The sequence below is a fragment of the Mesorhizobium sp. WSM4847 genome, assembly GCF_055811335.1.
Genome location: NZ_JBVVPY010000007.1, coordinates 192654 through 218079, shown reverse-complemented (window position 1 = coordinate 218079; position 25426 = coordinate 192654). Strand labels below are relative to the sequence as shown.

Here is a 25426-nt window from a genome sequence, read left to right as displayed (position 1 = left end):
AGTTCTGTCGCGGCGCCCCGGCCATGCTAAAATTGTCAAACCGGCATTTGGTTCAACTTGTCTGCCAAGTCGATTTGTGTGCCAAGTCCTTGATCCAAGGTGCGCCGGGCTGAGGGAGCTCACAACCACATTGGTGGCGGGAGCCGCCTTCCTCAGACGAAGGGTCCGGGAGGAGAGAGGATGACAATGCAGCAACGGCGATCTCCCGATCGCGGACCCAAAGGGCGGGCGCTGGATGATGTTGCCCTGGCCGAGGTCCGGGAACTTCTTGGCCATCGCGAACGGCGCCGGGATCTGTTGATCGAATTCCTGCATCTGATTCAGGACCGCTACGGTTGTCTGTCGGCCGCGCATCTGCGCGCGCTTGCCGAAGACATGCGCCTGTCCCAGGTGGAGGTTTACGAGGTCGCCACCTTCTACGACCATTTCGATATCGTCAGGGAAGGCGAGGCGAGGCCCGCGCCGCTGACAATCCGGGTGTGCGAATCGATAAGCTGCATGCTGGCGGGCGCCGAGCACCTGATTGGCGAACTGGCCGCCAAGGCCGACCCGAAGACGGTCCGCGTCATGCGTGCGCCCTGCATGGGCCGCTGCGCCACAGCGCCCGCGGCGCGCATTGGCGACCGTGAGGTCGACCAAGCCAGCAGCCATATCCTCATCGATCTGGCTCGCTCGGGCGATACGAAGGTTGTCGTGCCCGATTATGTTGGCCTTGATGCCTATCGGGCCGCTGGCGGCTATCAGCTTTTCCGGAAGGTGAAGGCGGGCGAGACCGGCATTGACGCCATCATCGACACCATGGAGCACGCCGGTCTGCGCGGTCTCGGCGGCGCCGGCTTTCCGGCCGGCAAGAAATGGAGCTTCGTGCGTGGCTATCCAGGGCCGCGGCTGATGTCGATCAATGGCGACGAAGGCGAACCTGGCACTTTCAAGGACCGCATCTATCTTGAAAAGGATCCGCACCGCACCTTCGAAGGCGCGCTGATCGCCGCCCACGCGGTCGAGGCCGAGCGCATCTATTTCTACATGCGCGACGAATACCCGGCCGTGCTCGCCATTTTGCGCGCCGAGATCGCGGCGCTCGAGGCAGCCGGCATCGTCAAGCCCGGTTTCATCGACCTGCGGCGCGGCGCCGGCGCCTATATTTGCGGCGAGGAAAGCGCGATGCTGGAAAGCATCGAGGGCAAGCGCGGCATGCCCCGTCACCGGCCTCCCTATATTGCCGAAGTCGGACTTTTCGGACGCCCGACACTCAACCACAATGTCGAGACGCTGTGGTGGATTCGCGACATCGTCGAGAAGGGACCCGATTGGTTCGCCGCGCAGGGCAAGCCCGGCCATCAGGGAATTCGCTCCTGGTCGGTTTCCGGACATGTGAAGGAGCCGGGCGTCAAGCTGGCCCCGGCCGGCGTCACCGTGCGCGAACTGATCGAGGATTATTGCGGCGGCATGGCAGACGGGCATGAATTCAAGGCCTATCTGCCAGGTGGAGCCTCGGGCGGCATCCTTCCGGCGTCGATGGGCGACATTGAACTCGATTTCGGCGGCGAACTCGCCAAACAGGGCGCCTTTGTCGGCTCACATGCGGTGGTCGTGCTTTCGCAAGCCGACAACATCAGGGATGTGACCCTCAATCTTATGAATTTCTTCAAACATGAGAGTTGCGGGAAATGCACGCCGTGCCGGGAAGGAACCGAAAAGCTGGTAACGCTCTTGAAAGAGAAGGGCGTGCCGAATGAGACGGCGATGCGCGACCTTGAAACAGTGATGCGCGATTCCTCCATCTGCGGTCTCGGCCAGGCGGCGCCAAATCCGGTCAATCACCTTTTGACGCATTTTAGGGATGATCTTTGAAATGGCAGATGGCGTCATATTCACCCTCGACGGCAAAACGGTCACAGCCGCTGACGACGAGACGATCTGGGACGTTGCAAAGCGCGAAGGCACCAGGATCCCGCATCTGTGCCATGTCGACATGCCCGGCTATCGGCCAGACGGCAATTGCCGCGCCTGCATGGTTGATGTCGAGGGCGAACGGGTGCTTGCCGCCTCCTGCATCCGCAAGCCTTCCGCCGGAATGGTGGTGAAGACGAATACCGAACGGGCCACGAAATCGCGCCAGATGGTGTTCGAGCTGCTCGCCAGCAACATGCGGCCGGCGGCCGACGGTCCGGATCAGCAGTCGATGTTCTGGCGGTGGGCTGGTTCGATGGGCATTTCCGGCGGTCGCTACAGCTCGAAATTCGCCACGGATGATGTTCGGCCAGAATTCGACATCACGAATCCCGCCATTGCCGTCAATCTCGATTCCTGTATCACTTGCGGCGCCTGTGTCCGGGCCTGCCGCGAAGTCCAGGTCAACGATGTGATCGGCATGGCCGAGCGCGGCAATCACTCGCTTCCCGTCTTCGACATGCACGATCCGATGGGCCTGTCGACCTGCGTCACCTGCGGTGAATGCGTGCAGGCCTGCCCGACCGGCGCGCTCTACGAAAAGTCGCTGATGGATGAGGCAGGCAAGACCCGGGTCATCCAGGAATTCGACAAGGTCGTCGACACGCTGTGCCCGTTCTGTGGCGTCGGTTGCCAGACCAGCGTTGCGGTCAAGGACAACAGAATAGTCCAGGTCGATGGCCGCAATGGCTATGCCAACGAGAACCGGCTCTGCGTCAAGGGTCGTTTCGGCTTCGACTATGCGATGTCGCCTGAACGCCTGACCAAGCCGCTGATCCGGCGCGACGATGCGCCGAAGTCGGGCGATGCCGATATGCGCGGCGTCGATCCGCTGACCGTTTTTCGTGAGGCTACCTGGGAAGAGGCGCTTGCGCGCGCCGCCGGCGGGCTGAAGACGATCCTCAGGGATTATGGCGGGCAGGCGCTGGCCGGTTTCGGTTCGGCGAAAGGCTCCAACGAAGAGGCCTATCTGTTCCAAAAACTGGTGCGCCAGGGTTTTGGCACCAACAATGTCGACCATTGCACGCGGCTTTGCCACGCATCTTCGGTGGCGGCGCTGATGGAAGGCGTCGGTTCGGGTGCGGTTTCGGCGCCCTTCAACGACGCGCTGAAGGCCGAATGCATCATCGTTATTGGCGCACGGCCGACCACCAACCATCCGGTCGCCGCGACCTATTTCAAGCAGGCGGCCAAGCGCGGCGCCAAGCTGATCGTCATGGACCCGCGCGGCCAGGACCTGATGCGCCATGCGTCGCATTCGCTGCGATTCAAGGCTGGCAGCGACGTCGCCATGCTGAACGCGTTGATCCACGTCATCGTCGAGGAAAAGCTCTACGACGAGCAATATATCCAGGCCAACGCTTCCGGATTCGAGGCCCTGAAGGCCAAGGTGAAGGATTTTTCGCCCGAGGCGATGGCCGAGGTCTGCGGCATCGAGGCGAGCGTGCTGCGCGACGTCGCCCGCACCTACGCGACCGCCGAGCGGTCGATCATCTTTTGGGGCATGGGGATTTCCCAGCACACACACGGAACCGATAATGCGCGCTGCCTTATCGCTCTGGCGCTGATCACCGGACATGTCGGCCGGCCGGGAACAGGCCTGCACCCACTGCGCGGCCAGAACAACGTGCAGGGCGCATCCGATGCCGGGCTCATCCCGATGTATTTCCCCGACTATAAATCGGTCGAGAACATCGACATCCGCGGCGCATACGAGAACTTTTGGGGTCAGACGCTGGACCCGAAACGCGGCCTGACGGTCGTCGAAATCATCGACGCCATCCATGACGGCGAAATCAAGGGCATGTACATACTGGGCGAGAACCCGGCCATGTCCGATCCGGACCAGACCCATGCCCGGCAAGCACTGGCCATGCTCGACCATCTCGTAGTGCAGGACATCTTCCTGACCGAGACCGCCTGGCACGCCGATGTGGTGCTGCCGGCCTCGGCGCATGCCGAAAAGCTCGGCACATACACCAACACCAACCGGCAAGTGCAAATCGGCCGGCCGGCGCTCGACATGCCGGGCGAAGCGCGCCAGGATTGGGAACTGATTGTCGAACTGGCGAGGCGCATCGGTCTGGACTGGAATTACGGCCATGTCTCGGATGTTTATGCGGAAATGGCGGCCGTGATGCCGTCCTTGAAACATATCTCCTGGGACCGCATCGAGCGCGAAGGTTCGGTGATCTATCCGGCCGACGGTCCCGAAAAGCCCGGCAATGAGATCATCTTCTCGTCCGGATTCCCGACCGCGGACGGACGCGGCCGCATCGTGCCGGCCGATTTGCTGCCGCCTGACGAAGTGCCCGATGAAGAGTTTCCACTGGTGCTCACCACCGGCCGCCTACTCGAGCATTGGCACACCGGCTCGATGACCCGCCGGGCGGGCGTGCTGGACGCGATCGAACCACAAGGCATCGCTGCGATGAACCCTTATGAGATCAAGCGGTACGGCCTGCGCCAAGGAGAGATGATTGCGGTCGAGACCCGGCGCGGGACGGTAGACGCCATCCTGCGCGCCGACCGGGAGGTCGCCGACGGTATGGTGTTCATGCCGTTCTGCTTCAACGAAAGTCCGGCCAACATGCTCACCAATCCGATGCTGGACCCCTACGGCAAGATCCCGGAGTTCAAATACTGCGCCGCGCGAATTGCGCCGGCGGCGAGGGCCGAAGCTGCCGAATAAACCAGTACCGCGCGCCATCTGTGAACGGTTGCCAGCTGCCGCCCGCCACGGGGTAATCCATGCGCTAACCGGGGTTCTCCAAGCGGTTTGTTTTGCGCCACTCCTCGTACTCCCCGCGGGCATCGTCATGCAGCGGATAGTAGCGTTGCAACGGCCCGCCCTCCATCAGCTTCACTCGCGAGAACTCCTCCCAATCGTGATGCTTCTGTGATTCTTCGATTACCGCCGGGGCCATTGCGACGGGAAGCACCACCACCCCGTCGTCGTCGGCGACGATGATGTCACCGGGGATCACCGTGACACCGCCGCAGGCAATCGGAACGTTGACGGCATTGGGATAAATGCTGGTCTGCACATGATAGTTCGGCGTCCAGCCGCGCAGCCATAGAGGCAGATCGAGCTTTTCAACATTGGGCCGGTCACGCATGCATCCATCGATGACGATGCCGGCGCCGCCCCTGCCTTTGAAATACGTCGACATCATATCGCCGAAGACGCCCGAGCTCATGTCGCCGCGCGCGTCGACCACGACCACATCGCCCGCCTGTGCGTGATAAAGCACGTGCCGATGCAGCTGCGTCTCCGGATCGGCATATTCTCCCTCGGTGAACAGGTCCGGCCGCTGTGGCATGAACTGCAGCGTCAGCGCCGGCCCGACGATCGACTTGCCGTGGTTCTGCGCCACCGGTCCGACCATGTGCGGATTGCGAAAACCCATGTGGCCAAGCGTGCCGGCAACCGTCGCGGCGCCGATCCCCCTCAGCGCGTCGATTAGGTCTTTTGGCGGCCGCGTGATGTCGGGACCATGTGTCATGGTGGACTCCGGTTGAAAGGCAACTACCAGTTCGTAACAGAACCGTCGCGGCGCTTAAGGTGAGGCGCTTCCCAAAAACGAAAGCTCGCCGCCTGGATCGCCTCCTCGTTGACCTCGACGCCGAGCCCCGGCAAATCGCCGACCGGATAGTCGGTCCCGTCAAGCCGTGGTTGCACGGGGAAGAAGTCGGAATTGTCGAAGCCCAGCTTTGTTTCGGGTTCCCTGGTCTCGAGCCACGCGAAGTTGGGTACCGCGGCAGCGAGATGCACGGTCGCGGCCGTGCACACCGGACCAAGGGGATTGTGCGGCATCAGGTCCACATAGTGCGCCTCGCTCCAGCCAGCGACTTTCATCGCCTCGGTAAGCCCGCCGACATTGCAAACATCGAGCCGGTTGAACTGATGAATGCCGCGCTCGATGTAGGGCAGGAACTGCCACTTGCTGGAAAACTCCTCGCCGATGGCAAAGGGGATGTCGGTCATCGTACGCAGCGATTCGTAGGCACCCGGTGTCTCGTCCCGTATCGGCTCCTCGAGGAAATCAAGCACGCCGCGGCCGAGCTTGTTGCAGAAGCTCGCCGCCTCGGCCACCGACAGCCGATGATGATAGTCGATGCCGAGGACGACGTCATCGCCCAGCGCCTCGCGCGCCCTGTTGAGGATACTGGCGGTAGCGCCGATCGACTCGCGCGGCTCGAAGATGTCCCTGCTGTTTTGCCCGGCGGGGAAGAAGCGGATCGCCTGCCACCCCTGTGCGCGCAGCTCGCGGGCTCGTTCGATGGCAGCGTCACCTTCGGCCTCGTCTCCGGTCGAGGCGAAGGTGGGGATGCGGTGGCGCTGCTTGCCGCCTAGCAGCTCGTAGACCGGCACTCCCAGCGCCTTGCCCTTGATGTCGTGAAGGGCGATGTCGATGGCGGAAATCGCCGCCTGCAGAACACGTCCGCCTTCGAAGTACTGGCTGCGATAAAGCTCCTGCCAGGTCCGGCCGATCTGCATCGGGTCGCGGCCGATGAGAAACTCGCGATAGTGCTCGACCGCGCCGGCCACCGCCTTCTCGCGACCACTCAAGCCGCTCTCGCCCCAGCCGAAGATGCCCTGGTCGGTCTCGACCTTGACGAGCATCTGGTTGCGCGTTCCTACCCACACTGGATAGGGCTTGATCGCGGTAATCTTAAGCTTCGTAGTCATCCACGCCCACGTTTCAAACGCATCCGCCCTGTATTAGTTGGCGCCCCGTCACGGTTGGCGCCCGGTCTCAGTTTGGCGCCCGTCTCAGTTGGCCTTGAGGGCCATTTCGGTTTCGCCGTCGAACAGGTGCATCCGCTCCTGGTCGAACTCGAGCCAGATCTGTTCATCGGGCGCGACGGCAATGTTCGGCGGCACGCTGACATTGACGATGGCGCCGGACAGGAACGCCTGCACGAAGGTGACGTCTCCGGTCGGCTCCACCGTGTAGGCTTTGGCCGGAATGGCGCCGGGGACCGCGCTGTTGCGCAGCTTGATCGTCGAGTGACGTGCGCCGAGCACGATTTTGCTGGTCGTTGCGCTCGCGACCTTCCGGGCGTTGCGCGGCGAGAGCTCGAAGCTCCAGCCCTCTGCGCTGGTCAACACAGCGTTGCCGTTTGCCGTCGATGCCTGCAGCGGAATAAGGCTCATCGCCGGGCTGCCGATGAAGCTGGCGACGAACATGTTGACGGGATGGGCAAAGACCTGCGCCGGTGAATCATATTGCTGCAGGTAGCCGCCGTTCATCACCGCCATCTTGTCGGCCATGGTGACGGCTTCGAGTTGGTCATGCGTCACATAGATGATCGTCGCCTTGAGGTCCTGATGGAAGCGCTTGATCTCAGACCGCATTTGCACGCGCAGTTTGGCGTCGAGGTTGGAGAGCGGCTCGTCCATAAGGAACACGGCGGGGTCGCGGACAAGCGCACGGCCCAGAGCCACCCGCTGCTGCTGCCCGCCCGAAAGTTCGCGCGGCTTGCGCTCGAGCAGGTGCGTCATGTCGAGCACGCGCGCCGCTTCCTTGACCTTCCTGTCGATCTCGTCCCTGGGCAGTTTGCGCATCTGCAGCGGGAACGCCAGGTTCTTGTAAACCGATTTCTGCGGATAGAGCGCGTAATTCTGGAACACCATGGCGATGTCGCGGTCCTTGGGGTCGAGGTCGTTGACCACCCGATCGCCGATGACGATGTCGCCCGACGTGATCGGGATCAGCCCCGCGACGAGATTGAGCGTGGTTGTCTTGCCGCAGCCTGAAGGGCCGACGAGCGCAACGAACTCGCCGTCATTGACCGTCAGCGACACGTCATTGACGGCTTTGAAGCCGCCATAGGATTTTACGAGATCTTTGAGGGCCACGTGGGCCATCGGCAACTCCCTAGTGCTTGACCGCGCCTTCTGTAAGGGCGCGTACGAAGTATCGTTGCAGGACGAGGAACAGCACCACGACGGGCACGCTCATCATGAAGCTGGCCGCCATCAGGCCCGGAAAGTCTGTCGTGTTTTCCGAGAAGAAGCGCTGGATGCCGACCGGCAGCGTCAACTGGTCGTTCTTGGTGAGGAAGGTGTAGGCGTAGATGTACTCGTTCCACGCGCCGATGAACGAATAGATCGCGGTGGCGATGATCCCCGGCGCCGAGAGCGGCATCACAATCAGGATGAAGGCCTGGAACCGCGTTGCCCCATCGATGCGCGCCGCCTGCTCGAGCTGCACCGGAATGTTGTCGTAAAAGCCCTTGAGCAACCAGATCGCCAACGGCAGGCCGAAGGTGAGATAGGTGAGAATCAGCGAGCCGTGCGTGTTCATCAAGCCGAGCAGGCGCATCAGGATGAACAGCGGTACGAGAAATATCACCGCTGGGAACATGTTGCGCAGCAGCACGGAAAAGAACAGGAAATTCCGGCCGGGGAAACTGAAGCGCGAAAACGCGTAGGCCGCAGGGACGGCGACGATCACCGAGAGGATTGTCGTAACGGTCGACACGAAAAGGCTGTTCCAGAAGAAGCGGAGAAAATCCTGGCCGACGCTGTTCTGGGGATCGAGCAGTTTTTGGTAGCTGGCGAGCGTCGGTTCGTCCGGCCACCATTGCGGCGGGAATTCCATAGCCGCGAACCCGGATTTGATCGAGGTGATCAGCATCCAGATCATCGGCACCGCGGTGTAAAGCAGCATGAACGCGAGGAAGATGCGCCCGGTCCACCGCCATCCGTCGACGCGCACCCGGCGACGGCTCAGGGCTCGCGGGGCTGTCTCGGCAGTCGTGCTCATGCGCTCCCCTCTTGCCGCTCGTTGCCGCTTAGCGCACGGACGTAGAAGTAGCCGAGCGTCATCAGGGTGAGGAACAGCAGCACCGAATAGGCAGATGCCACGCCCCAGCGCTGCCGGCCGAAGGCGAGCTCATAAATGTGAGTGATCCAGATATGCGATGCGTTGGACGGCCCGCCGCCGGTCATGATCCAGGGGATGATGAAGGAATTGAAGTTGGCCACCGCCAGCAGCAAGATTGTCACCGTCGAGACGTTGCGCAAGTGCGGGAAGGTGACGTGCCAGAAGCGCTGCCAGGCGCTGGCGCCGTCGACCTGCGCGGCGCGCAGCAACTGCTCGGGCACGGTCTGCAGGCCGGCCATCATCATGATCATGGCAAACGGAAACTCGCGCCAGATATTGACGACGATCAGGGATGGCAGCACCGTGCTGACGCTGTCGATGAAATTCGGCGGTCGGTCGGCCAATCCGAGGCCGACCAGCACCGCACCGATGATTCCGAAGTCCGAATGATAGATCCACTTCCAGATATAGGAGGCGGCGACCGCGCTGATGACCCAGGGAATGATCAGGATTGCGCGCAGCACGCCGCGGCCGACAAACTCGCGGTGGAGCGCCAGCGCGGTGGCAAACCCCAGGACAAAGGCAATCAAAGTGGAGCCCAGCGTCCAGATCAGAGTGTTCCAGGTGACCCTCCAGAACACCTCGCTGGTGAGGATAGTCGTGTAGTTGTCTAAGCCGATGAAGGTCTTGTCGCGAAGCTGCAGGCCAGGCGGCGTCTTGAAGAACGACAGCTCGATTGTGTAGTAGATCGGATAGGCGATGACGATCAGCATCACGACGATCGCAGGGAGCACGTACGCGTAGTCGGCGCGATGCTCCCATATCAGGCGTAGCACGCCGGACCTGCCGGATTGCACTCTTCGGCGAGCCTCGGCCTTGCCGGTCACGATCGTCACTATGGCGCGCCCTTGTTTGTTCTTAACGAACCGGCTGCACTATCGGTGCAGCCGGTCAGGCCTGGATTAGAGTCCGCCCATCAGGTCTCTTACCTTCCTGGCCGCGTCGTCCGCTGCCTCGTCGACGGTCATCGCTCCGGTCAGGGCATTCTGCAGCATGTCCGGCACGATGATGTTCATGATCTCGGGAGCCTGCGGCAGCGCCGGGAACGGGATGCCGTATGGCAGCATCGAGGTCGTCACGTCGAGGAACTTGATGTTGTCCAGACGTTCCTTCATCCATTTGGTCTTGAAGCCGTTAAGATTGCCCGGGTTCGAGCCGGCATAGGCCATCTTCAGCGACCATTCAGGGCTCGTCCACATGCAGATGATAGCCTTTGCGGCCGGCTCGTCGACCTTGCCGCCCTCGACATATTCAGGCTTCAGGATGTGAATGTTCGAGCCGCCGAAAACGACTGCGCGCTTGCCGTCGGGGCCAGTGGGAATCAGGCCGTAGCGCATGTTGTCGATGACGGTCTGCGCCTTGTCCTTGTCGGCGCCCGTCGCCTTCTTCTGCAGGTCGAGCATGACGTCGTAGTCGGACGGATGCGAGATCATCATGCCGAGTTGGCCGGCGAGGAACAGGGGCTGATTGTCGGCCTGCTGGTTGGTGAGTGCCGAAACCGGAACCGACTTGTCGCGAACATACATGTCGTACGAGGCTTGCAGCGCGGCCTTGCTCTGCGGGCTATCGAGCCTGACATCCTCATAGGTCGGGTTCTCGGTGGCTTCGTCGAAGACGCCGCCGCCATAGGCCCACAGCTGCGGCATGAAGCGGTACGGCGTATTGCCGGCATTCTTGCGTGCCACGAGGCCATAACCGGCAATGCCGAGCTTGTCGTGGATCTGCTTGGAATACTTGACGACGTCGTCCCAGGTTGCCGGAGCCTTGTCCGGATCGAGGCCCGCACGCTTGAAGATGTCGGCGTTCCAGATGAACGCCATCGTCTCGTTGTTGGTTGGAATGCCGTAGGTCACCCCCTCCCAGGTCACGGCCTTCATGGCGCCGGGCCAAAAATCCTCGGTGGAATACCCGACATCCTCGGGTTTGAGCGGCTCCAGGTAGCCCTTTGAGGCGAACTCGTTACCACCTAGGATTTGCAGGCGGACCGCCATCGGCGCGGCATTGCCCAGGAGCGCCGTGCGGAACTTGTCAAGAAGATCGTTGTAGGTGAGGGCCTGTTCCTCGAGCTGGATGTTCGGATAGGTCTTGCGGAAGGTCTCGAAGAAATCCTTGTAGTACTGGCGCAAAAGGTCGGGGTCGCCCTCGAACACGCCCTGATACCAGAAAGTCAGTCGCCCCTTGTAGTCGAGCGGGGTGACCTTGGCGCAATCGGCCGCGGTGTCAAAATCCTGTGTGCCGGCAATGGAGCGCACATATTCCGGCGACCACTTGCTGAGGTCGACTGGCGCTCCCAGCGCCGATGTGGACATCAGCGATGCTATCAAAGCAGTGGCGACAGTGCCGCGCAGGACCGCACTGCCGAGCGTAATCCTCGTCATAGGTATCCTCCCTGGTTCTCCATGCCGCCCTGCGCCGAGGCAAAGCGGTCTAGCTCGTTCGACCGCGGGACGCCTTCTGTTCTATGTATCCCCTCGATCATTTTGTACGTTTTCAGATCATGGATTGCCTGTCAACGCGCTGGATCGTACATTGTTTGTGAAAACCGTGTGTGATAACGGGCAGGGCATGTATTGATCAGGGGAGCCGGGCTTTGGCCGAAATAGATGATTTTAAAGCCATGCCACCGGTGGAGACTGACCCCATGGCCTCCAGCGAGGGCGCCTCGCTTTATGAACTGATCAGGGAGGACATCATCGAGGGACGGCTCGCCGCCAACGAACGGCTTGTGGTCACCGATCTCGCCCGGCGTCACGGCACCTCGACCAACCCCGTGCGCGAGGCCCTGCAGCTGTTGCGCGGGGAGGGTTTTGTCACCTTTCTCCCCAACCGCGGGGCGCGCGTGCGACCGATAGATCAGGATTTTGTCCGGGATATCTATGAAATCGGTGTTCTGATCGAGCCGGCCCTGACGCGATGGTTTGTGAATATGGCGACCGGCGAGGATATCGCCGAACTCGAACGTCTGCAGGGGCTGATTGAAGAGAACAACTTTGCCGACACATTCAGGCACAGTGAGCTGGATACCGCTTTCCACACCGTGATGTACCAGCGGCACTATAACCGCCATGCCGCCGAACTTTGGTGGAAGCATCGCGAGGTGCTGCGAGCCGTGAGCCGGCGTTTCAATTTCACGCTGGCGCGGCGTGCCGCGATCATTCGCGAGCACCGCGAACTCATCGCGCATGTAAAAGCGGGAGAAGCCGACAAGGCGGCCGAACTCGTTTCCCGCCATGTCGAGGGTTCCGGCCGGCATATTCTCGAACAGATGCGTGCGCGCAGCGCCGCTCGGGCCGGATAGGAACGAAGGTCCGGTCTCGAACATCGTTAGCCCTGACCCTTTGAGATAAGGAATTGAGATGAAAATCACGAGCATTCGGCCGTGGCTGATCAAGTCCGATGCTTCTTATTGGGGAGAGTTCCTGTTCGTCGAAGTGACGACCGACGAGGGGGTGAGTGGCTGGGGCGAGATCACCACCACGACAAGGCTCGTCAACCGCGCTCTCTGCGCGATCCTGCGGCAGATCGGCGTCGCCGTGACAGGCGAGGATCCAGCGCGTATCGAGCATCTCTGGCACAAGATCTTTCGCAGCTTCACCTATATGGGCAGCCGCGGCGCCGCCGTCGAATGCGTGAGCGCCATCGATATAGCCCTCTGGGACATCCGGGGCAAAGTCCTCGGCAGGCCGATTTACGAGCTGCTGGGCGGACCGTTACGCGATGAAATCGCGCTCTACACCCATCCCAACCAGGCCAAATTCACCAGCAAGGAGGCGGTGGTCCGCGAAATTCTGGACATCGTCGAGTCCGGACACACTGCGCTCAAGTTCGATCCTTTCCCCCACCAGGGCCACAGCGCCGATGGCCTGCCCCGCGAACAGCGGGACGGCTACCTCGATGGCAGCATGACCCGCAAGGACGAGCGCGAAGCCGCCGAACTCACGGCTCTGATCCGCGAAACGGCGGGGCCTGACGTCGACGTTCTCATCGACGCGCATGGCCGCTTCGACGTTCCCACCGCCATTCGCCTCTGTCGGAGTCTTGAGGAAGCCGGCCAGATCGACTGGTTCGAGGAGCCTTGCCCGCCCGAGAGCCTGAACGCCCTCAAGCAGGTGCGTGAAAAAGTCAGTGCTGCCATCTCGTGGGGCGAGCGCGGCCACACGAAGTGGGATTTCGTGCCGGTACTCGAGAACAGGCTCGCTGACTACATCATGCCGGACGTCACCTGGACCGGCGGCATTACCGAGCTCAAGAAGATTTCTGCCCTATGCGAAGCCTACTACATCCCGGTCTCGCCACATGACGCCGCGGGACCGATCAACGTGGTTGCGGGAGCACAGGTGATGATGACCGTTCCTAACTTCTACAGACTCGAAACGTCGGAGTGGAACCTGGGCAAATACGATCACCTCATCGACAGACCGCTCGACGTCTCGAACGGCAGCCTCAAGCTGACGTCGAAGCCTGGTCTCGGTATCGAGATGGACCGCGACTATCTGCAGGCCCACGAGATCGAGCTGGGCTAGAAACGCCCTATGCCGGCCCGGCGTGCGAGCGACATGCCCCATCCACCAGAACGAGGACAAGTCATGGCAAAGACGGCCGACGAGGCGCTCAATCGGGTGAATGCGAACTCCAAGCCATCCGAGCTCCGCATCACCGACATGCGGGTTGCCGAAATCGTCGGCGCGCCGTTCACCTCGACCCTGCTCAAGATTTACACCAACCAGGGCGTCGTCGGGCTTGGCGAGGTGCGCGACGGCGCCAGCGCCACCTATGCGCTGATGCTGAAGAGCCGGCTGCTTGGCGAGAACCCTTGCAACATCGATCGCCTGTTTCGCCGGGTCAAGCAGTTCGGCGGGCACGGCCGGCAAGGGGGCGGCGTCTCGGCGGTCGAAATCGCGTTGTGGGATCTCGCCGGCAAGGCCTATGGCGTGCCCATCTACCAGATGCTCGGCGGCCGGTTTCGCGAGAAGGTGCGCCTCTATTGCGATACCGACGCCACCGTGCCTAGCGGCACCGAGACCGGCAAGCGCCTCAAGCAGCGCATGGCGCTCGGCTTCACGTTCCTCAAGATGGATCTGGGATTGATGCAGATCGCCGATGTCCCCGGTGCGGTGGTGTCTCCTGCCGGCTCACTTGATGGGTACCGCGTCCAGCCCGGCCGCGGCCAGGTCAAGACCCTTGAAGAGCGGCGCGCCCGCAACACCGCCTACGATTTGCACAATGTCCCCCACCCGTTTACCGGCCTCCACTTTTCCGACAAGGGCCTCGACTTGCTTGAGCAGTACATTGCCGAGGTTCGCGAGGTTATCGGCATGGATATTCCGCTCGCCATCGACCACGTCGGCCACATCTCACTGCAGGACGGTATTCGCCTCGCCAGGCGGATTGAAAAATATGTGCCGGCCTGGCTCGAGGATGTGATCCCATGGCAGTACACCGAGCAGTACCGACAACTGCAGGACGCCACCACGGTGCGGATCTGCACCGGCGAGGACATTTATCTCAAGGAGGGCTTCGAGCCTCTGCTCAAGAGCGGCGGCCTCTCCATTATCCACCCGGACCTGCTCACCAGCGGGGGCATCCTCGAGACCAAGAAGATCGGCGACATGGCGCAGGACTACGGCGTCGCCATGGCCATCCATATGGCGGAAAGTCCGATCGCGGCGATGGCCGCGGCACATGTCGCGACTGCGACCGAAAACTTCGTGGCGCTCGAATACCACTCTGCCGATGTCGACTGGTGGGACGATATCGTCACCGGCGTTGCCAGGCCGCTCGTGAAGGACGGCTTTATCACCGTTCCCGACAAGCCGGGCCTGGGGATTGACGACGTCGTCGACGAGGTGATCTCGCAGCACCTGCAACCAGGCGTCACCGGCATCTGGCAGCCCACGGATCACTGGGACGACGAATATTCCTGGGATCGCACCTGGAGCTGAGGCGAAAAGAACCCGAGATGAAGATCACCGACCTCCGCTGTGCCGTCATCGGCAAGCACCCCATCGTACGCATCGTCACCGACGAGGGCCTCCATGGCCTGGGCGAGGTCGAGTACACCAAGCCCTATCTCAAGCCCTGGGTCCTGCATTTTCGCGAGGCGCTGATCGGCGAGGACCCGACCGACGTCGAACGGGTGATGCTGAAGATCCGCCAACGCGGTTCTTTCAAGCCCTATGGCGCGGCGGTAAGCGCTATCGAGCATGCGTTGTGGGACATTTCCGGCAAGGCCGCAGGCGTGCCGGCCTACAAACTGCTCGGCGGCAAGGTGCGCGACCAAGTGCGCGTCTACAACGGCTCGATCCGCAGGAAACGCACGGGCGACCGGCCGGAGGATTACGCCGCTGACGTCAAATGGATGATGGAGCAGCCGCAGAACTTCTTCATGATCAAGCAAGGAATCTCGTTCCACTCCAACATGAAGGACACCATTGAGAGCTTCCATTACGGCGTGACGCAGAAGCAGGCCGGCTATCACGGTGCCATGGATCAAGGCATGATCAGCGAGCGCGGTTTCAATCACATGCTCGACTGCGTGATCGCGATGAAGGAAGTGCTGGGCGACAAGGTGAGCCTGGCGCTCGACTGCGGCCCGGGCTGGATGCTGCCCGACGCGATCAAATTCGCTCGCGCGGTCGAGAAGTACAATTTAATGTGGCTGGAGGACATGCTTACTGGCGACTATGTGCCGTGGGTCAATCCGCAGGCCTATCGGGAGCTGACAACCTCCACCTCGACGCCAATCCATACCGGCGAGCAGATTTACCTGCGGCACAATTTCAAGGAGCTGATCGAGACGCAGGCGGTGCGCGTCATCGGCCCCGATCCTGCCGATATCGGCGGCATTGCCGAGCTCAAATGGGTCGCCGAGCACGCCCATATGCACTCGATCCTGATGGCGCCGCACGGCACGGCGAACGGCCTGCTTGGCCTCGGCGCGTTGATCAACGTCTGCGCCACCTTGCCCGCCAACTACATCGCCTTCGAATATCCGAGCGCCTCCGACCCCTGGTGGGAGGACCTCGTAATCGGCCTGCCGTCGCAGATCGTGACGGACAGCATGGTGGATCTGCTGGAAGCGCCGGGGCTGGGCCTCGATCTCGACGCCGAAGCAGCCCGAAAGCATCTCAGGGAAGAGGATGCGGGCTTCTTCGACTAAACCTTCCCTGGATGCCAGCCATCGGTCTGGCTTTGCAGACCGGGCCGGATGTTGTTTCCCTAAGGATTGCGATGATCATTCATTTGGTAGACGGCACATACGAACTGTTTCGCCACTTCTATGGCCAACGCCGGTTCAACAATGGCCAGGACAAGCCGTTTGGCGCCGTCGTCGGCGTGCTGAATACAGTGCTGGAGATGATCGAGAACGGCGCCACACATATTGGGGTGGCCACCGATCATGTAATCGAATCGTTCAGAAATCAGCTCTGGCCCGGCTACAAGACCGGGGATGGCATCGAGCCGGCATTGCTCGCGCAGTTCCACCCCCTCGAGGACGCCCTGGCGGCGATGGGCGTGGCGGTCTGGCCGATGATCGAGCTGGAAGCCGACGACGCGCTGGCATCCGCGGCACACAGCGCGGCTGCCGATGAGGGCGTGCAGAAGGTGTGCATCTGGACGCCGGACAAGGATCTCGCGCAGTGTGTGCGCGGTGACCATGTGGTCCAGGTAGACCGCAGGACCCAGAAAATTCGCGATGCCGCCGGCGTGCGCGAGAAGTTCGGAGTTGAGCCGGCCTTGATCCCAGATTTCCTCGCGCTCGTGGGTGATGCCGCCGATGGCTACCCGGGTCTCGAAGGCATCGGCCTGGTCTCGGCCGCCCGGCTGCTTGGCCGCTACGGCCCGCTTGAAAGCTTTCCGCCCGAAACCCTCGGCAAGCGGAGAGAGATCGCGCTTTTGTTCAAAAATCTCGCGACGCTGCGCACCGACGCTCGCCTCTTCGATAATGTCGAGGAGCTGCGCTGGCACGGGCCGACCAAAGCGTTCGAAATCTGCGCTACCCAGCTAAATGACGCCCGGCTCCTCACCCGTGCGCTCAAGGCTCGCCGTTGCTGACTTCGGGAGGCGACGTTAAGTGTCGTTCGGCGCGAAACCAACGCTTTGCCCTCCTACGAGAAATGGCGCATGAGATGCTGCCGCCAGGGCCGGTCGCCGCGTCCAACGAGCGAGTCGAGATAGGCCGTCCGGTTCGCAAGCGGAAGGTCGGGCCGAACGGGCGAGACGAGTTGAGGGTGATCCTGCGAATGATCCTTTGGAGCAGAGATCGCTTCGGGTCCGCAGTGCCTGATGCCAGCACGACCGCACCTCGTCGGCTCGCCGCATCGCCGACTGGATTTCACCAGCGTCGGCCCATTGCCGAATCCAATCAGACAGTTCGGCATGATCACCGAATTAACCACATTCGTAGAAGGCGAAAGGCGGTTGGGTTTGTCACCGATCCGTCTCGCGTAACATGTTACCGTTGGAAATGGGGCCATCCGCAGCACGTCCAGGCAAAGGCAAGGAAGAGACAGGATGCCGACCTTAAGCAATGGCAGCGAACTCATCGTATGGAACGAACCCGAGAATCCCAATCCGAGTCCTGACTCGGTCCTTTTCAGCATTACGGAAACAGACGGCGACGTAATCGGACCGATAGGCGCAAAGCCGGATTTCCCTTTCCGTGGGATCGAACTAGCTTCGGTCGATGTCTTCGATGGCTTCTTCACCATCACCAGCTTCACCCACGAGGGCAGGACCGAAACCTGGACGACAGTGGAAACGCAGGTCTTCGACAACGAAGGCAATTTTCTCCGCACCGTGTCCGACCAGGCGGCCTTCCAGTCGGTCCGGATCATCTCGATCAGCGCCGACAGCCCCGACGACCTCACGCTGACATGGATCGGGGCGAACGAATATTTCGGCGGCGAAAACACTCAATACGGTCAGCATCAGATCATCTTGAAAGGGGGCGTGCTTCAGTCCGACACCTTCGTTAATCACGCGCCCAACGTTGCCGACCTGGACTTGTCGATTTCGCAGGCGCAATCTCTCGACGACGTCAAGTTCAGCGCGACAGATGCCGACTACGATCTCTTGAACTTTATCGTTTTGGACGGGCCGGACAGCGGCACCCTGGAGCAGGAGACGAGTTTCGACGGTAACCACTACCCGTTTCACCAGGGTCATTATGGCACTACCCTGCACTATCATGCGGATTTTCTGAGCGGAAACCTGTTCGATTACACACCGGAGGCAGCGTTCATCGGCACCGACAGCTTTACGGTTTACGCTACGGACGGCCAGGGCAACAGCAATGTGGCGACGATTACGATCACCGTCACTCCGCCGGCCGAATCCATTACCCTGACCGACGCCAAAAACGTCGCGAGCTACGCAAGCCATGATCATGCCGTGCTCGTCGCCGCGCTGGGCGGTGGCGACCGCATCAGCGGCACCCCGTTCAACGATACGCTCGACGGCGGCGCCGGCCACGACCAGCTGTTCGGCGGCGCGGGCGCGGACGACATCATTGGAGGCGCGGGCACCGATTGGCTGAAGGGCGGCGCTGGCAATGACGAGATCAGCGGTGGTGAGGGCGCAGACGGCGTCCGCGGTGACACTGGCGACGACGTCCTCGACGGCGGCGCCGGCGCCGACGACATGCGAGGTGGTGCTGGCGACGACATCCTCAATGGCGGCGCCGGCCGCGACCTGCTGGCCGGCGAGGGGGGCAGGGATGTCTTCGTGTTCGACGCACTTGGGCCGGCGAACTACGACAGGATAGAAGACTTCAATGCGCTCGACGATGTGTTCTGGCTGGACAGCTCCGCATTCGTCGGGCTGTCGGCCGGCTCGCTTTCCGCTGCGGTTTTCGTCGTCGGCAAGCACGCCATCGATGACAACGACCACATCATTTACGACAAGGAGACCGGCGATCTGTTGTTCGATGTGGACGGGGCAGGAGGAGCGGCGACTGTCAAGTTTGCCGCCCTGGACCCGAGCACATTCCTCACAGTGGACGACTTCTTCGTGTTATAGGCGCGCATGGTGGGGGCAGCTACATAGACCGAACGTGATCGCGCCCATGCGCAGGATTTCCTCCCCGATTGCGCAGTAAGGGGCTTCAGGGCTCATCCGAGCCCTTCATGACCCGACTGGCTGGTGTCTGCAACGGTGAGGCATGATTTCGACGAACGCGGCTATCTTTTCATCCGCATTGAAAAACCTTGCATTTGACGGATGCAGTGGTGCCACGCGGCAATCCATCGTCGTGAGCCAGCCAATGCTATTGTGCTAGTTTCGCCGCACTGCGGGTGGCTATATCATCCAAGACAGCATGAAGAAGCGTTCCGACTTCCTGTTCGGCCAGCCCGGGTGCAATTCCTGATTCGGATAATTGAAGGAGAATTGCCTTGGCGGTGTTGCGCCAGAAGGCGTTCGCGTCCTCCCCGTTCTTAGACTCCAGGACCAGGGCGATCCCTTCGACCAATTTCCGCCGCCGATGCAGCGGAAATGCGCTTATGTTCGAATCGCACATCGATCACCTCACCCCTTCAGTCGCGCGAATAAGCATTGGCGGGTTAGAAAATTTGGTTAACAGCGCTCTTTTGACGGTGGTCAGCCATGGAACAAAGCGTCCGCTGGGCTCGATGGTCGGTGCCGCGAATAGCGGCTGGACGCAGCGGCATGGCGAGTTCGAGTCCCTGTTGAAGTATTACGGCCTAGGCCTGACGGCGCAGGAGTCCGGCATGAGTGCCAGCATGCGGCTCAGTTGACGGCCGATCGACGCCTTAGGCTTACCGGATCGGCGTCTCGCCGCGAAACAGCGGCTGGTGCGCCCGCATCAAGGCGGTAATCCGGTCGGCGACTTTTCGCACCGGCGGCGCGTGACGTTCCTCGTGATGGCTGACGATCCATTGGTCGGTTTCGAGTTCGGGGATAGGCTGAGCGACGCGGACCAGCCGCGGATCGCTGTCACCGACGAAGCACGGAAAGATCGAAAGGCCGGCGCCGGCGGCCACCAGTTCGCGCACCGAATGGGTGTTGTTGCCGCGCACGGCGATGCGGTCGCCGTGATGGGCTTGCAGCCAGCGCGCCGAGGCAATGTTTGCCGCTTCGCCGGTGACGCCGACGAACAACCCGGCGGCGATGCCGTTGATCAGGTGGCGTCCGGAATAAATGGCGTAGGCGATCTTGCCGCTCTGACGGCCGGCCAGCCACTGTTCGGTCGGGCGCTCGCCGCGGATGCCGATGTCGGCGGCACGGCGGCCGATGTCGACGCGGTCGGTGGTGGTGACGAGCTCCACCCTTATGCCGTCATCGACCGTCCAGATCTCGCCGATATGGGCGGAAACGAAGGCTGAGGTCCATGGCCCGGCCGAGACGCGGACAATGCGGTCGGGCAGGTTCCCCTCGCGCCAGCGGGTCAGCGACTGCATTGCTGCCTCGACGTCTTCGGCGCGCCGCAGCAGTTCTTCACCGACCGGGGTCAGCCGGTAGCCTGTCTGCTGGCGCACGAACAGCGGTTCGCCGATCTGCTTTTCGAGCGCGGTGACGCGTCGTCCAAGGGTGGCTGCGCTGAGGCGCGTCGTTCCCGTCGCTGCGCTCAAGCCACCCAGCCGCGCAACGTCGAGAAACAGCCTCAGATCGTTCCAGTCGATATCCATTTTGCAGAAATGAAAAACTCCTTGTGAGCGTGGCTGTAGCGCGAAGCGGGCATCACGCGCAAGTATGGAGGCATTGGAGGCGTTGGACAATTCTGCCTGGAAGCGACAGTGACAAGCGCCTCGACCGGCCAAGAAGCCAGCGCAATCCTTGCGATCGAGGATGCGCTTCGCGCAGATGCTTTGCGCTTTCGACCAACCTAGGCGCGCGGGCTTTCTGCGCGCCAAAGGAGACGATCATGTTGTATAGACTTCGACACCGTTTCGCCCGCTGGCTTGCCTATCGCCAGACGCTTGCGAGCTTGAGGCAGGCCCCAGACAGCACACTGGCCGATGCTGGCATTGCTCGCGAAGAGATCCGCGAGCATGCCCGCCACGCCAGCCTGCGTCGTTGAGGAGGCGGGGCATGCAGATGATGACGCCCCAGACGGTGCTAACCAACTTCTAACTCACAGCGATGCGCAGGCCTGTGTCATCGAAAAGATGCAGATGGCTGGTATCGAACTTCAGATCCACCGTGTCGCCAGAGGCCACCGGATATTGTCCGGCGACGACCGCAAGCATGGTCTGGCCGCCGCTTGTCTTGGTGTGGACGATTGTCTCGGAGCCGAGGGCTTCCACCAGCGCGACGCGGGCCGCAACGTCTCCGTTGCCGGAATCGGCGAGGCTGATGTGATGCGGCCGCAGCCCGAGCGTCACGTCGCCATTGGCCGCGCTGACGTTCCCGTCGATCTCGAATCCAGCTGAACCGTCCAACGTGAGGCTTGACCGGCCAGTGCCCCCGGGCGCCACCTTTACCGGCAGGAAGTTCATACGCGGTGCACCGATGAACCCGGCGACGAACAGATTGGCCGGATGGTTGTAGAGCTCGAGCGGCGTGCCAATCTGCTCGATGCGGCCGGCGCGCAGCACGACGATGCGGTCGGCAAGCGTCATCGCCTCGATCTGGTCGTGCGTGACATAGACCATCGTCGCCGACAGCCGCTCGTGCAGCGCGGCCAGTTCGGCGCGTGTCGAGATGCGCAGTTCGGCGTCGAGATTGGACAGCGGCTCGTCAAGCAGGAAAGCGGTTGGATTGCGCACGATGGCGCGGCCGATCGCGACGCGCTGGCGCTGGCCGCCGGAGAGCTGGCCGGGGCGCCGGTCGAGATATGGCGCGATTTCCAGCATCCGCGCGGCTTCGGCGATGCGCGCATCGATTTCGGCGCGCGCCATACGGGCGTTCTCCAGTCCGAAGGCCAGATTCTGGCGCACGCTCATGTGCGGGTACAGCGCGTAGGATTGGAACACCATCGCCAATCCCCTGTCGGCGGCCGGAACGGTGGTCACGTCCTTGCCGTCGATCGCGATGACGCCGCCTGTCGGCCGGTCAAGCCCGGCGATGAGCCGCAGCAGCGTGGACTTGCCGCAGCCGGAGGGGCCGACGAAGACGATCAGCTCGCCGTCAAGGATGTCGAGATTTATGTCGTGCAGCACGCCGACCTTGCCGAAAGCCCTCGATACGCCGGTGAGTGTGATCTGGCTCATGGTAGCCTCTATTTCAGACCGGAGCCGGCAATGCCGGTGGTGATGAAGCGCTGAAGGAATATGAACACCAGCACGACCGGGATCATGGTGACGACAGTCATGGCCAGGATGTAATGCCATTGCACATTGAGTTGGCCGGCATAGGTGTTGAGACCAACCTGCAGCGTATAGACCTCCTTGCGCGACAGGACGATCAGTGGCCAGAGGAAGTCGTTCCAGCGCCAGACCACGGAAAAGATCGCCAGTACCGCCAGCGCGGGGGCGGTCAGCGGCAGGATGATGCGCCAGTAGATCTGCCATTCCGACGCCTTGTCCATGCGCGCTGCATCGATCAGCTCGTCGGGGATCGTCAGCATGTACTGGCGCAGCATGAAGACGCCCGTGGGCGTCGCCACCGTCGGCAGGATCACGCCCCATAGCGAATTGAACAGTCCCATTGCCGAGATCACCGAATAGAGCGGCACCAGGATGACGGAGAGCGGCACCATCAGCGTCGCGACGATGAGCATCATCACAGCCGAACGTCCCCGAAAATTGTACTTCGACAGTGCGAATGCAGCCATCGAATTGGTCAGGAGCGTAATCAGGGTGGCGACCACGGTGACGAAGACCGAGTTGCGCAGATAGAGGAAGAAGTCAAAGGCGAGGAAAGGCTGGACATAATTGTCCAGCGCGAAGGCGATGCTGCGCTTGGGCGTACGGTTCCGGATGTTGACGCGTATAATCTCGCCCGGGTTGGCGGGATCGACCATCTGCGCGACGGTGCCGAGGCGGCGCACTTCGGCGAGCAGGCGCACGCTGCCGTCGTCATTGCGCACTTCAAAGAGCTGCAGCGGCTCCTCATAGCCTTCCACGATCGCTTCGGCGGTGACATAGGGCAAAACAGTCGGCGGGAACTCGGCCAGCGCCGCAGGCGTCTTGAACGACGAGTTGACCAGCCAGAGCGCCGGGCCGAACATGACAAGCAGCCCGCCGATCAGCCAGAACCAGGTGAAAACGTCGGTCCAGTGCCAGCCGGCGCCGCCGCGCCGGCGGAACAGAAATTCCGCAACCCTGCTCATCGCATTTTGCCCCGCTGCTCGTTGCGCCTTGCGATGCCCAGCTGGATCAAGGTCAGCACGACCAGCACCGCTCCCATGAGGATCGAGGCCGCGGAGGCGAGCCCCGGATTGCGCAGCATCGAGGCGAAGCCGACCTCGTAGATGTACTGCGTGAGGAACAGCGTGCTGGTCCCGGGACCGCCGCCGGTCAGCACATAGATCTCGTCGAATATCTGCACGGCGCGGATGAGTGTCAGCACCAGCACGACCAGGAGGTTGGGTGCCAGCAAGGGCAGCGTTATGCGCCAGAAGACGCGCAAGGGCCGCGTTCCGTCCATCTCGGCGGCCTCATAGAGGTCTTTCGGAATAGCCTGAAGGCCGGCGAGAAGGATCAGCGCATAGAAGCCGACATGGGCCCAGACCGACACCATGATCGTCGCCGCGAAGGCCCAGTTGCGCTCCACCAGCCAGTTGACCGGGGTTCCGCCCGCCTCGAACACCATCAGGTTGAGCAATCCCTGCCGCTGCAGGATCCAGCGCCAGATGAGACCGACCACGACCGGCGACAAAAGCACAGGGAAGAAGAACACGGCGCGCCAGAAACTGCGCGCACGCAACTCACGGTTGAGAACGAGTGCGGTGACAAGCGCCACGGCGACCATCATCGCCACTTGCAGCACGACGAAGGCCAGGGTGTTCCAAACCGCGATCCAGAACAGGTCCTCGGTGCAGCTCTTCGGGTCGAGATAGCTGCCGCAACTGAACAGCCGCCCATACTGATCGGCGCCGACGAAGGTGCGGTCGCCGAGGAACAGCGCCCCGCCACCGGTCATCGAATAGAGGATGTTGATGACCAGCGGAAACAGCACGAAAATGCCGAACACCAGCATGTTCGGCGCCAGGAAGAACACGGCCATGCCATTGCTGCCCGTGCGCCGTTGCAACATGCGCAGTGGCGCATCGAAAACATTCGCAAGCCAGCCGACCGGCGCCAGGATCATGGCGCCGGCGCGCGTTGCTATGCCGTTTCGGACGTCTGCCATGACACTGCCGCGACGCTACTTCGATGCCTCGGCCACCTGTGCCTTGATGTCCTCGTCGATGCGGACGAAAGCCTCGTCGAGCTTCAGCTCGCCGGCCATGACCTGACTGATGCGGGTCACCAGCGCGCCATAAACCGGAGTTCCCCATTTCCATGCCGGCAGGGCGGCGGCATTCGGCGCGATCTTGCCCGATGCCTTCAGGAAGGCTTCGAGCGACGCCTTGACGTTCTCGTCATCGGTCTTGTAATCGATCTTGCCGGCGAGAACGCCCTTGTGTGCGGGCAGGAACAGGGTGCGCTCGGTGAATTCGCGCATGATGTCCTCGCGGCCCAGGAAGTCCATCACCTTGCCGACTTCAGCGGGGTTCTTCGTGTATTTGACGGCGACCAGCGCGGCGCCGCCCGGCATGCCGGTGCAGGCGGCGGTGCCGCACGGCGAGCCCGTCGCCACCCAGTCGAAGTTCTTGCCGATCTTGCTGGCCAGGTTGGCAACCTGCCAACTGCCCGAATAATAGTAGGCAATCTGCCCATTGATGAAGTCGTCGGCCCCGGCGCGATAGGTGGTGCCCGACGCCGACACCCAGATTTCCTTGTTCATGCGGCCGTCGGCAACCCAATTGACCAGCTTTTCGGCGAAGGCTTTCGTGCCGGCGTCAATCGGCGCCGGCAGTCGATCACCGCCGATGTAGTTGGCGCCATAAGAGATGTTCGCCGCCGAGATACGATGGCCGCTGCGGTCGATGGCAAAGGCTGCGTTGAGTTGCTGGCTCTGCTGCACCTTGCCGGCGGCATCGACCCATTCGTCCCAGGTTGCGGTGTCGGCCGGGATCGGCACGCCGGCCTGTTCGAAAAGCGTCTTGTTGACGAAGCCGCCGGTCAGCGTGATCTGGGTCATGAAGCCTGGAATGACCTTGGAACCGTCAGGGCGCATCCAGTCGAACTGGTCGCTGAAATTCGTCTGCCAGTATGCTGGATCGGCAACCACAGGCGTCAGGTCGAGCCAATGATCGGCGAGTTCCTTGATGTTGGTGACGCGGGCGATATCAGGGCCCCGTCCTGCCTCGAGTTCGACCGGAAGCTGCTCCTGAACAACCTTGTAGGCGACATTGTCGAGAATGACGTTGATGTCCGGATTGTCTTTCATGAAGCGGTTGAGCAGGTCCTGTATAACCTCGCCCTCGACGCCGTCCGAGTACCACATCACGCGAACGTCGCCTGCGAACGCGGTCGACGACAGAAGGCCGGCCGAAAGGCCCAGGATTATCGAATTCATTCTCATGGTTCACTCCTCCGCTTTTGCGGTCTTCACCGCTTGATTGTCGC

At 61.9% G+C, this 25426-nt stretch carries 22 protein-coding genes; 10 read left to right on the top strand and 12 right to left on the bottom strand.

Features of this window, described 5'->3' with window-relative positions; genetic code table 11:
- The first annotated feature begins 180 nt into the window (after positions 1–180).
- Together AC0L28_RS12850 and fdhF are read left to right on the top strand one after the other, a co-directional pair.
- Positions 181–1854, top strand: a complete 1674-nt coding sequence (locus tag AC0L28_RS12850; RefSeq protein ID WP_473477784.1) for an NADH-ubiquinone oxidoreductase-F iron-sulfur binding region domain-containing protein — start codon at positions 181–183, stop codon at positions 1852–1854.
- Position 1855: 1 nt separating this feature from the next.
- Positions 1856–4645: a formate dehydrogenase subunit alpha gene (gene fdhF / locus AC0L28_RS12845; protein ID WP_473477781.1), complete on the top strand. Its 2790-nt coding sequence runs from the start codon at positions 1856–1858 to the stop codon at positions 4643–4645.
- 64 nt (positions 4646–4709) lie between these two features.
- On the opposite strand, the gene AC0L28_RS12840 is transcribed toward fdhF, so the two are convergent.
- From AC0L28_RS12840 to AC0L28_RS12815, 6 genes are all read right to left on the bottom strand, one after another.
- Positions 4710–5459, bottom strand: a complete 750-nt coding sequence (locus AC0L28_RS12840; protein WP_473477779.1) for a ribonuclease activity regulator RraA — start codon at positions 5457–5459, stop codon at positions 4710–4712.
- Between the two features lie 23 nt (positions 5460–5482).
- On the bottom strand, positions 5483–6646 hold the full coding sequence (locus AC0L28_RS12835) for a mandelate racemase/muconate lactonizing enzyme family protein (protein ID WP_473477777.1): 1164 nt from the start codon (positions 6644–6646) through the stop codon (positions 5483–5485).
- Positions 6647–6730: 84 nt separating this feature from the next.
- A complete protein-coding gene (locus tag AC0L28_RS12830; RefSeq protein WP_473477775.1) occupies positions 6731–7828 on the bottom strand; it encodes an ABC transporter ATP-binding protein in 1098 nt (365 codons plus the stop codon).
- A 10-nt stretch (positions 7829–7838) separates the two neighbouring features.
- Positions 7839–8729 (bottom strand): carbohydrate ABC transporter permease, encoded by an 891-nt coding sequence (locus tag AC0L28_RS12825; protein ID WP_473477772.1) that lies wholly within the window; start codon positions 8727–8729, stop codon positions 7839–7841.
- A complete protein-coding gene (locus AC0L28_RS12820) occupies positions 8726–9685 on the bottom strand; it encodes a carbohydrate ABC transporter permease (RefSeq protein ID WP_473477769.1) in 960 nt (319 codons plus the stop codon). Before AC0L28_RS12820 ends, AC0L28_RS12825 begins: the two co-directional genes overlap by 4 nt.
- 66 nt (positions 9686–9751) lie before the next feature.
- Entirely contained in the window at positions 9752–11227 is a 1476-nt protein-coding gene (locus AC0L28_RS12815) for an ABC transporter substrate-binding protein (RefSeq protein ID WP_473477767.1), read from the bottom strand.
- 212 nt (positions 11228–11439) lie between these two features.
- On the opposite strand from AC0L28_RS12815, the gene AC0L28_RS12810 reads away from it, so the two are divergent.
- From AC0L28_RS12810 to AC0L28_RS12785, 6 genes are all read left to right on the top strand, one after another.
- Positions 11440–12147, top strand: coding sequence for a GntR family transcriptional regulator (locus AC0L28_RS12810; protein WP_473477765.1), 708 nt, complete (start codon positions 11440–11442; stop codon positions 12145–12147).
- A gap of 58 nt (positions 12148–12205) precedes the next feature.
- Complete coding sequence (locus AC0L28_RS12805; protein WP_473477763.1) at positions 12206–13372, top strand: mandelate racemase/muconate lactonizing enzyme family protein; 1167 nt, start codon at positions 12206–12208, stop codon at positions 13370–13372.
- A 63-nt stretch (positions 13373–13435) separates the two neighbouring features.
- Entirely contained in the window at positions 13436–14791 is a 1356-nt protein-coding gene (locus AC0L28_RS12800; protein WP_473477761.1) for a mandelate racemase/muconate lactonizing enzyme family protein, read from the top strand.
- Positions 14792–14808: 17 nt separating this feature from the next.
- Positions 14809–16008 carry a mandelate racemase/muconate lactonizing enzyme family protein gene (locus AC0L28_RS12795; protein ID WP_473477759.1) on the top strand — a complete coding sequence of 400 codons (1200 nt, stop codon included), beginning with the start codon at positions 14809–14811 and terminating at the stop codon, positions 16006–16008.
- A gap of 71 nt (positions 16009–16079) precedes the next feature.
- Entirely contained in the window at positions 16080–16904 is an 825-nt protein-coding gene (locus tag AC0L28_RS12790) for a 5'-3' exonuclease (protein ID WP_128246299.1), read from the top strand.
- 459 nt (positions 16905–17363) lie between these two features.
- On the top strand, positions 17364–18869 hold the full coding sequence (locus tag AC0L28_RS12785; protein ID WP_473477757.1) for an Ig-like domain-containing protein: 1506 nt from the start codon (positions 17364–17366) through the stop codon (positions 18867–18869).
- A 247-nt stretch (positions 18870–19116) separates the two neighbouring features.
- On the opposite strand, the gene AC0L28_RS12780 is transcribed toward AC0L28_RS12785, so the two are convergent.
- The gene (locus AC0L28_RS12780) at positions 19117–19320 is read right to left on the bottom strand and encodes a DUF6074 family protein (RefSeq protein WP_473477754.1); all 204 of its coding nucleotides are present in this window, start codon (positions 19318–19320) and stop codon (positions 19117–19119) included.
- Between the two features lie 31 nt (positions 19321–19351).
- Here AC0L28_RS12780 and AC0L28_RS12775 point away from each other — a divergent pair, with 31 nt between their 5' ends.
- Positions 19352–19606, top strand: coding sequence for a hypothetical protein (locus tag AC0L28_RS12775; RefSeq protein ID WP_236390699.1), 255 nt, complete (start codon positions 19352–19354; stop codon positions 19604–19606).
- 21 nt (positions 19607–19627) lie between these two features.
- Here the strand turns inward: AC0L28_RS12775 and AC0L28_RS12770 are convergent, their stop codons facing one another.
- Positions 19628–20497 carry a LysR family transcriptional regulator gene (locus AC0L28_RS12770; RefSeq protein ID WP_473477752.1) on the bottom strand — a complete coding sequence of 290 codons (870 nt, stop codon included), beginning with the start codon at positions 20495–20497 and terminating at the stop codon, positions 19628–19630.
- Between the two features lie 236 nt (positions 20498–20733).
- On the opposite strand from AC0L28_RS12770, the gene AC0L28_RS12765 reads away from it, so the two are divergent.
- The gene (locus AC0L28_RS12765; protein WP_473477749.1) at positions 20734–20889 is read left to right on the top strand and encodes a YjiS-like domain-containing protein; all 156 of its coding nucleotides are present in this window, start codon (positions 20734–20736) and stop codon (positions 20887–20889) included.
- A gap of 49 nt (positions 20890–20938) precedes the next feature.
- On the opposite strand, the gene AC0L28_RS12760 is transcribed toward AC0L28_RS12765, so the two are convergent.
- The 4 genes from AC0L28_RS12760 to AC0L28_RS12745 are packed head-to-tail and all read right to left on the bottom strand — an operon-like array spanning position 20939 to position 25382.
- Positions 20939–22021, bottom strand: coding sequence for an ABC transporter ATP-binding protein (locus tag AC0L28_RS12760; protein ID WP_287249860.1), 1083 nt, complete (start codon positions 22019–22021; stop codon positions 20939–20941).
- Between the two features lie 8 nt (positions 22022–22029).
- On the bottom strand, positions 22030–23082 hold the full coding sequence (locus AC0L28_RS12755) for a carbohydrate ABC transporter permease (protein WP_023797638.1): 1053 nt from the start codon (positions 23080–23082) through the stop codon (positions 22030–22032).
- On the bottom strand, positions 23079–24104 hold the full coding sequence (locus tag AC0L28_RS12750; RefSeq protein ID WP_473477747.1) for a carbohydrate ABC transporter permease: 1026 nt from the start codon (positions 24102–24104) through the stop codon (positions 23079–23081). The genes AC0L28_RS12755 and AC0L28_RS12750 overlap by 4 nt, the downstream gene beginning before the upstream one ends.
- Before the next feature lie 15 nt (positions 24105–24119).
- Positions 24120–25382, bottom strand: coding sequence for an ABC transporter substrate-binding protein (locus AC0L28_RS12745; RefSeq protein WP_473477744.1), 1263 nt, complete (start codon positions 25380–25382; stop codon positions 24120–24122).
- Between the last annotated feature and the right edge of the window lie 44 nt (positions 25383–25426).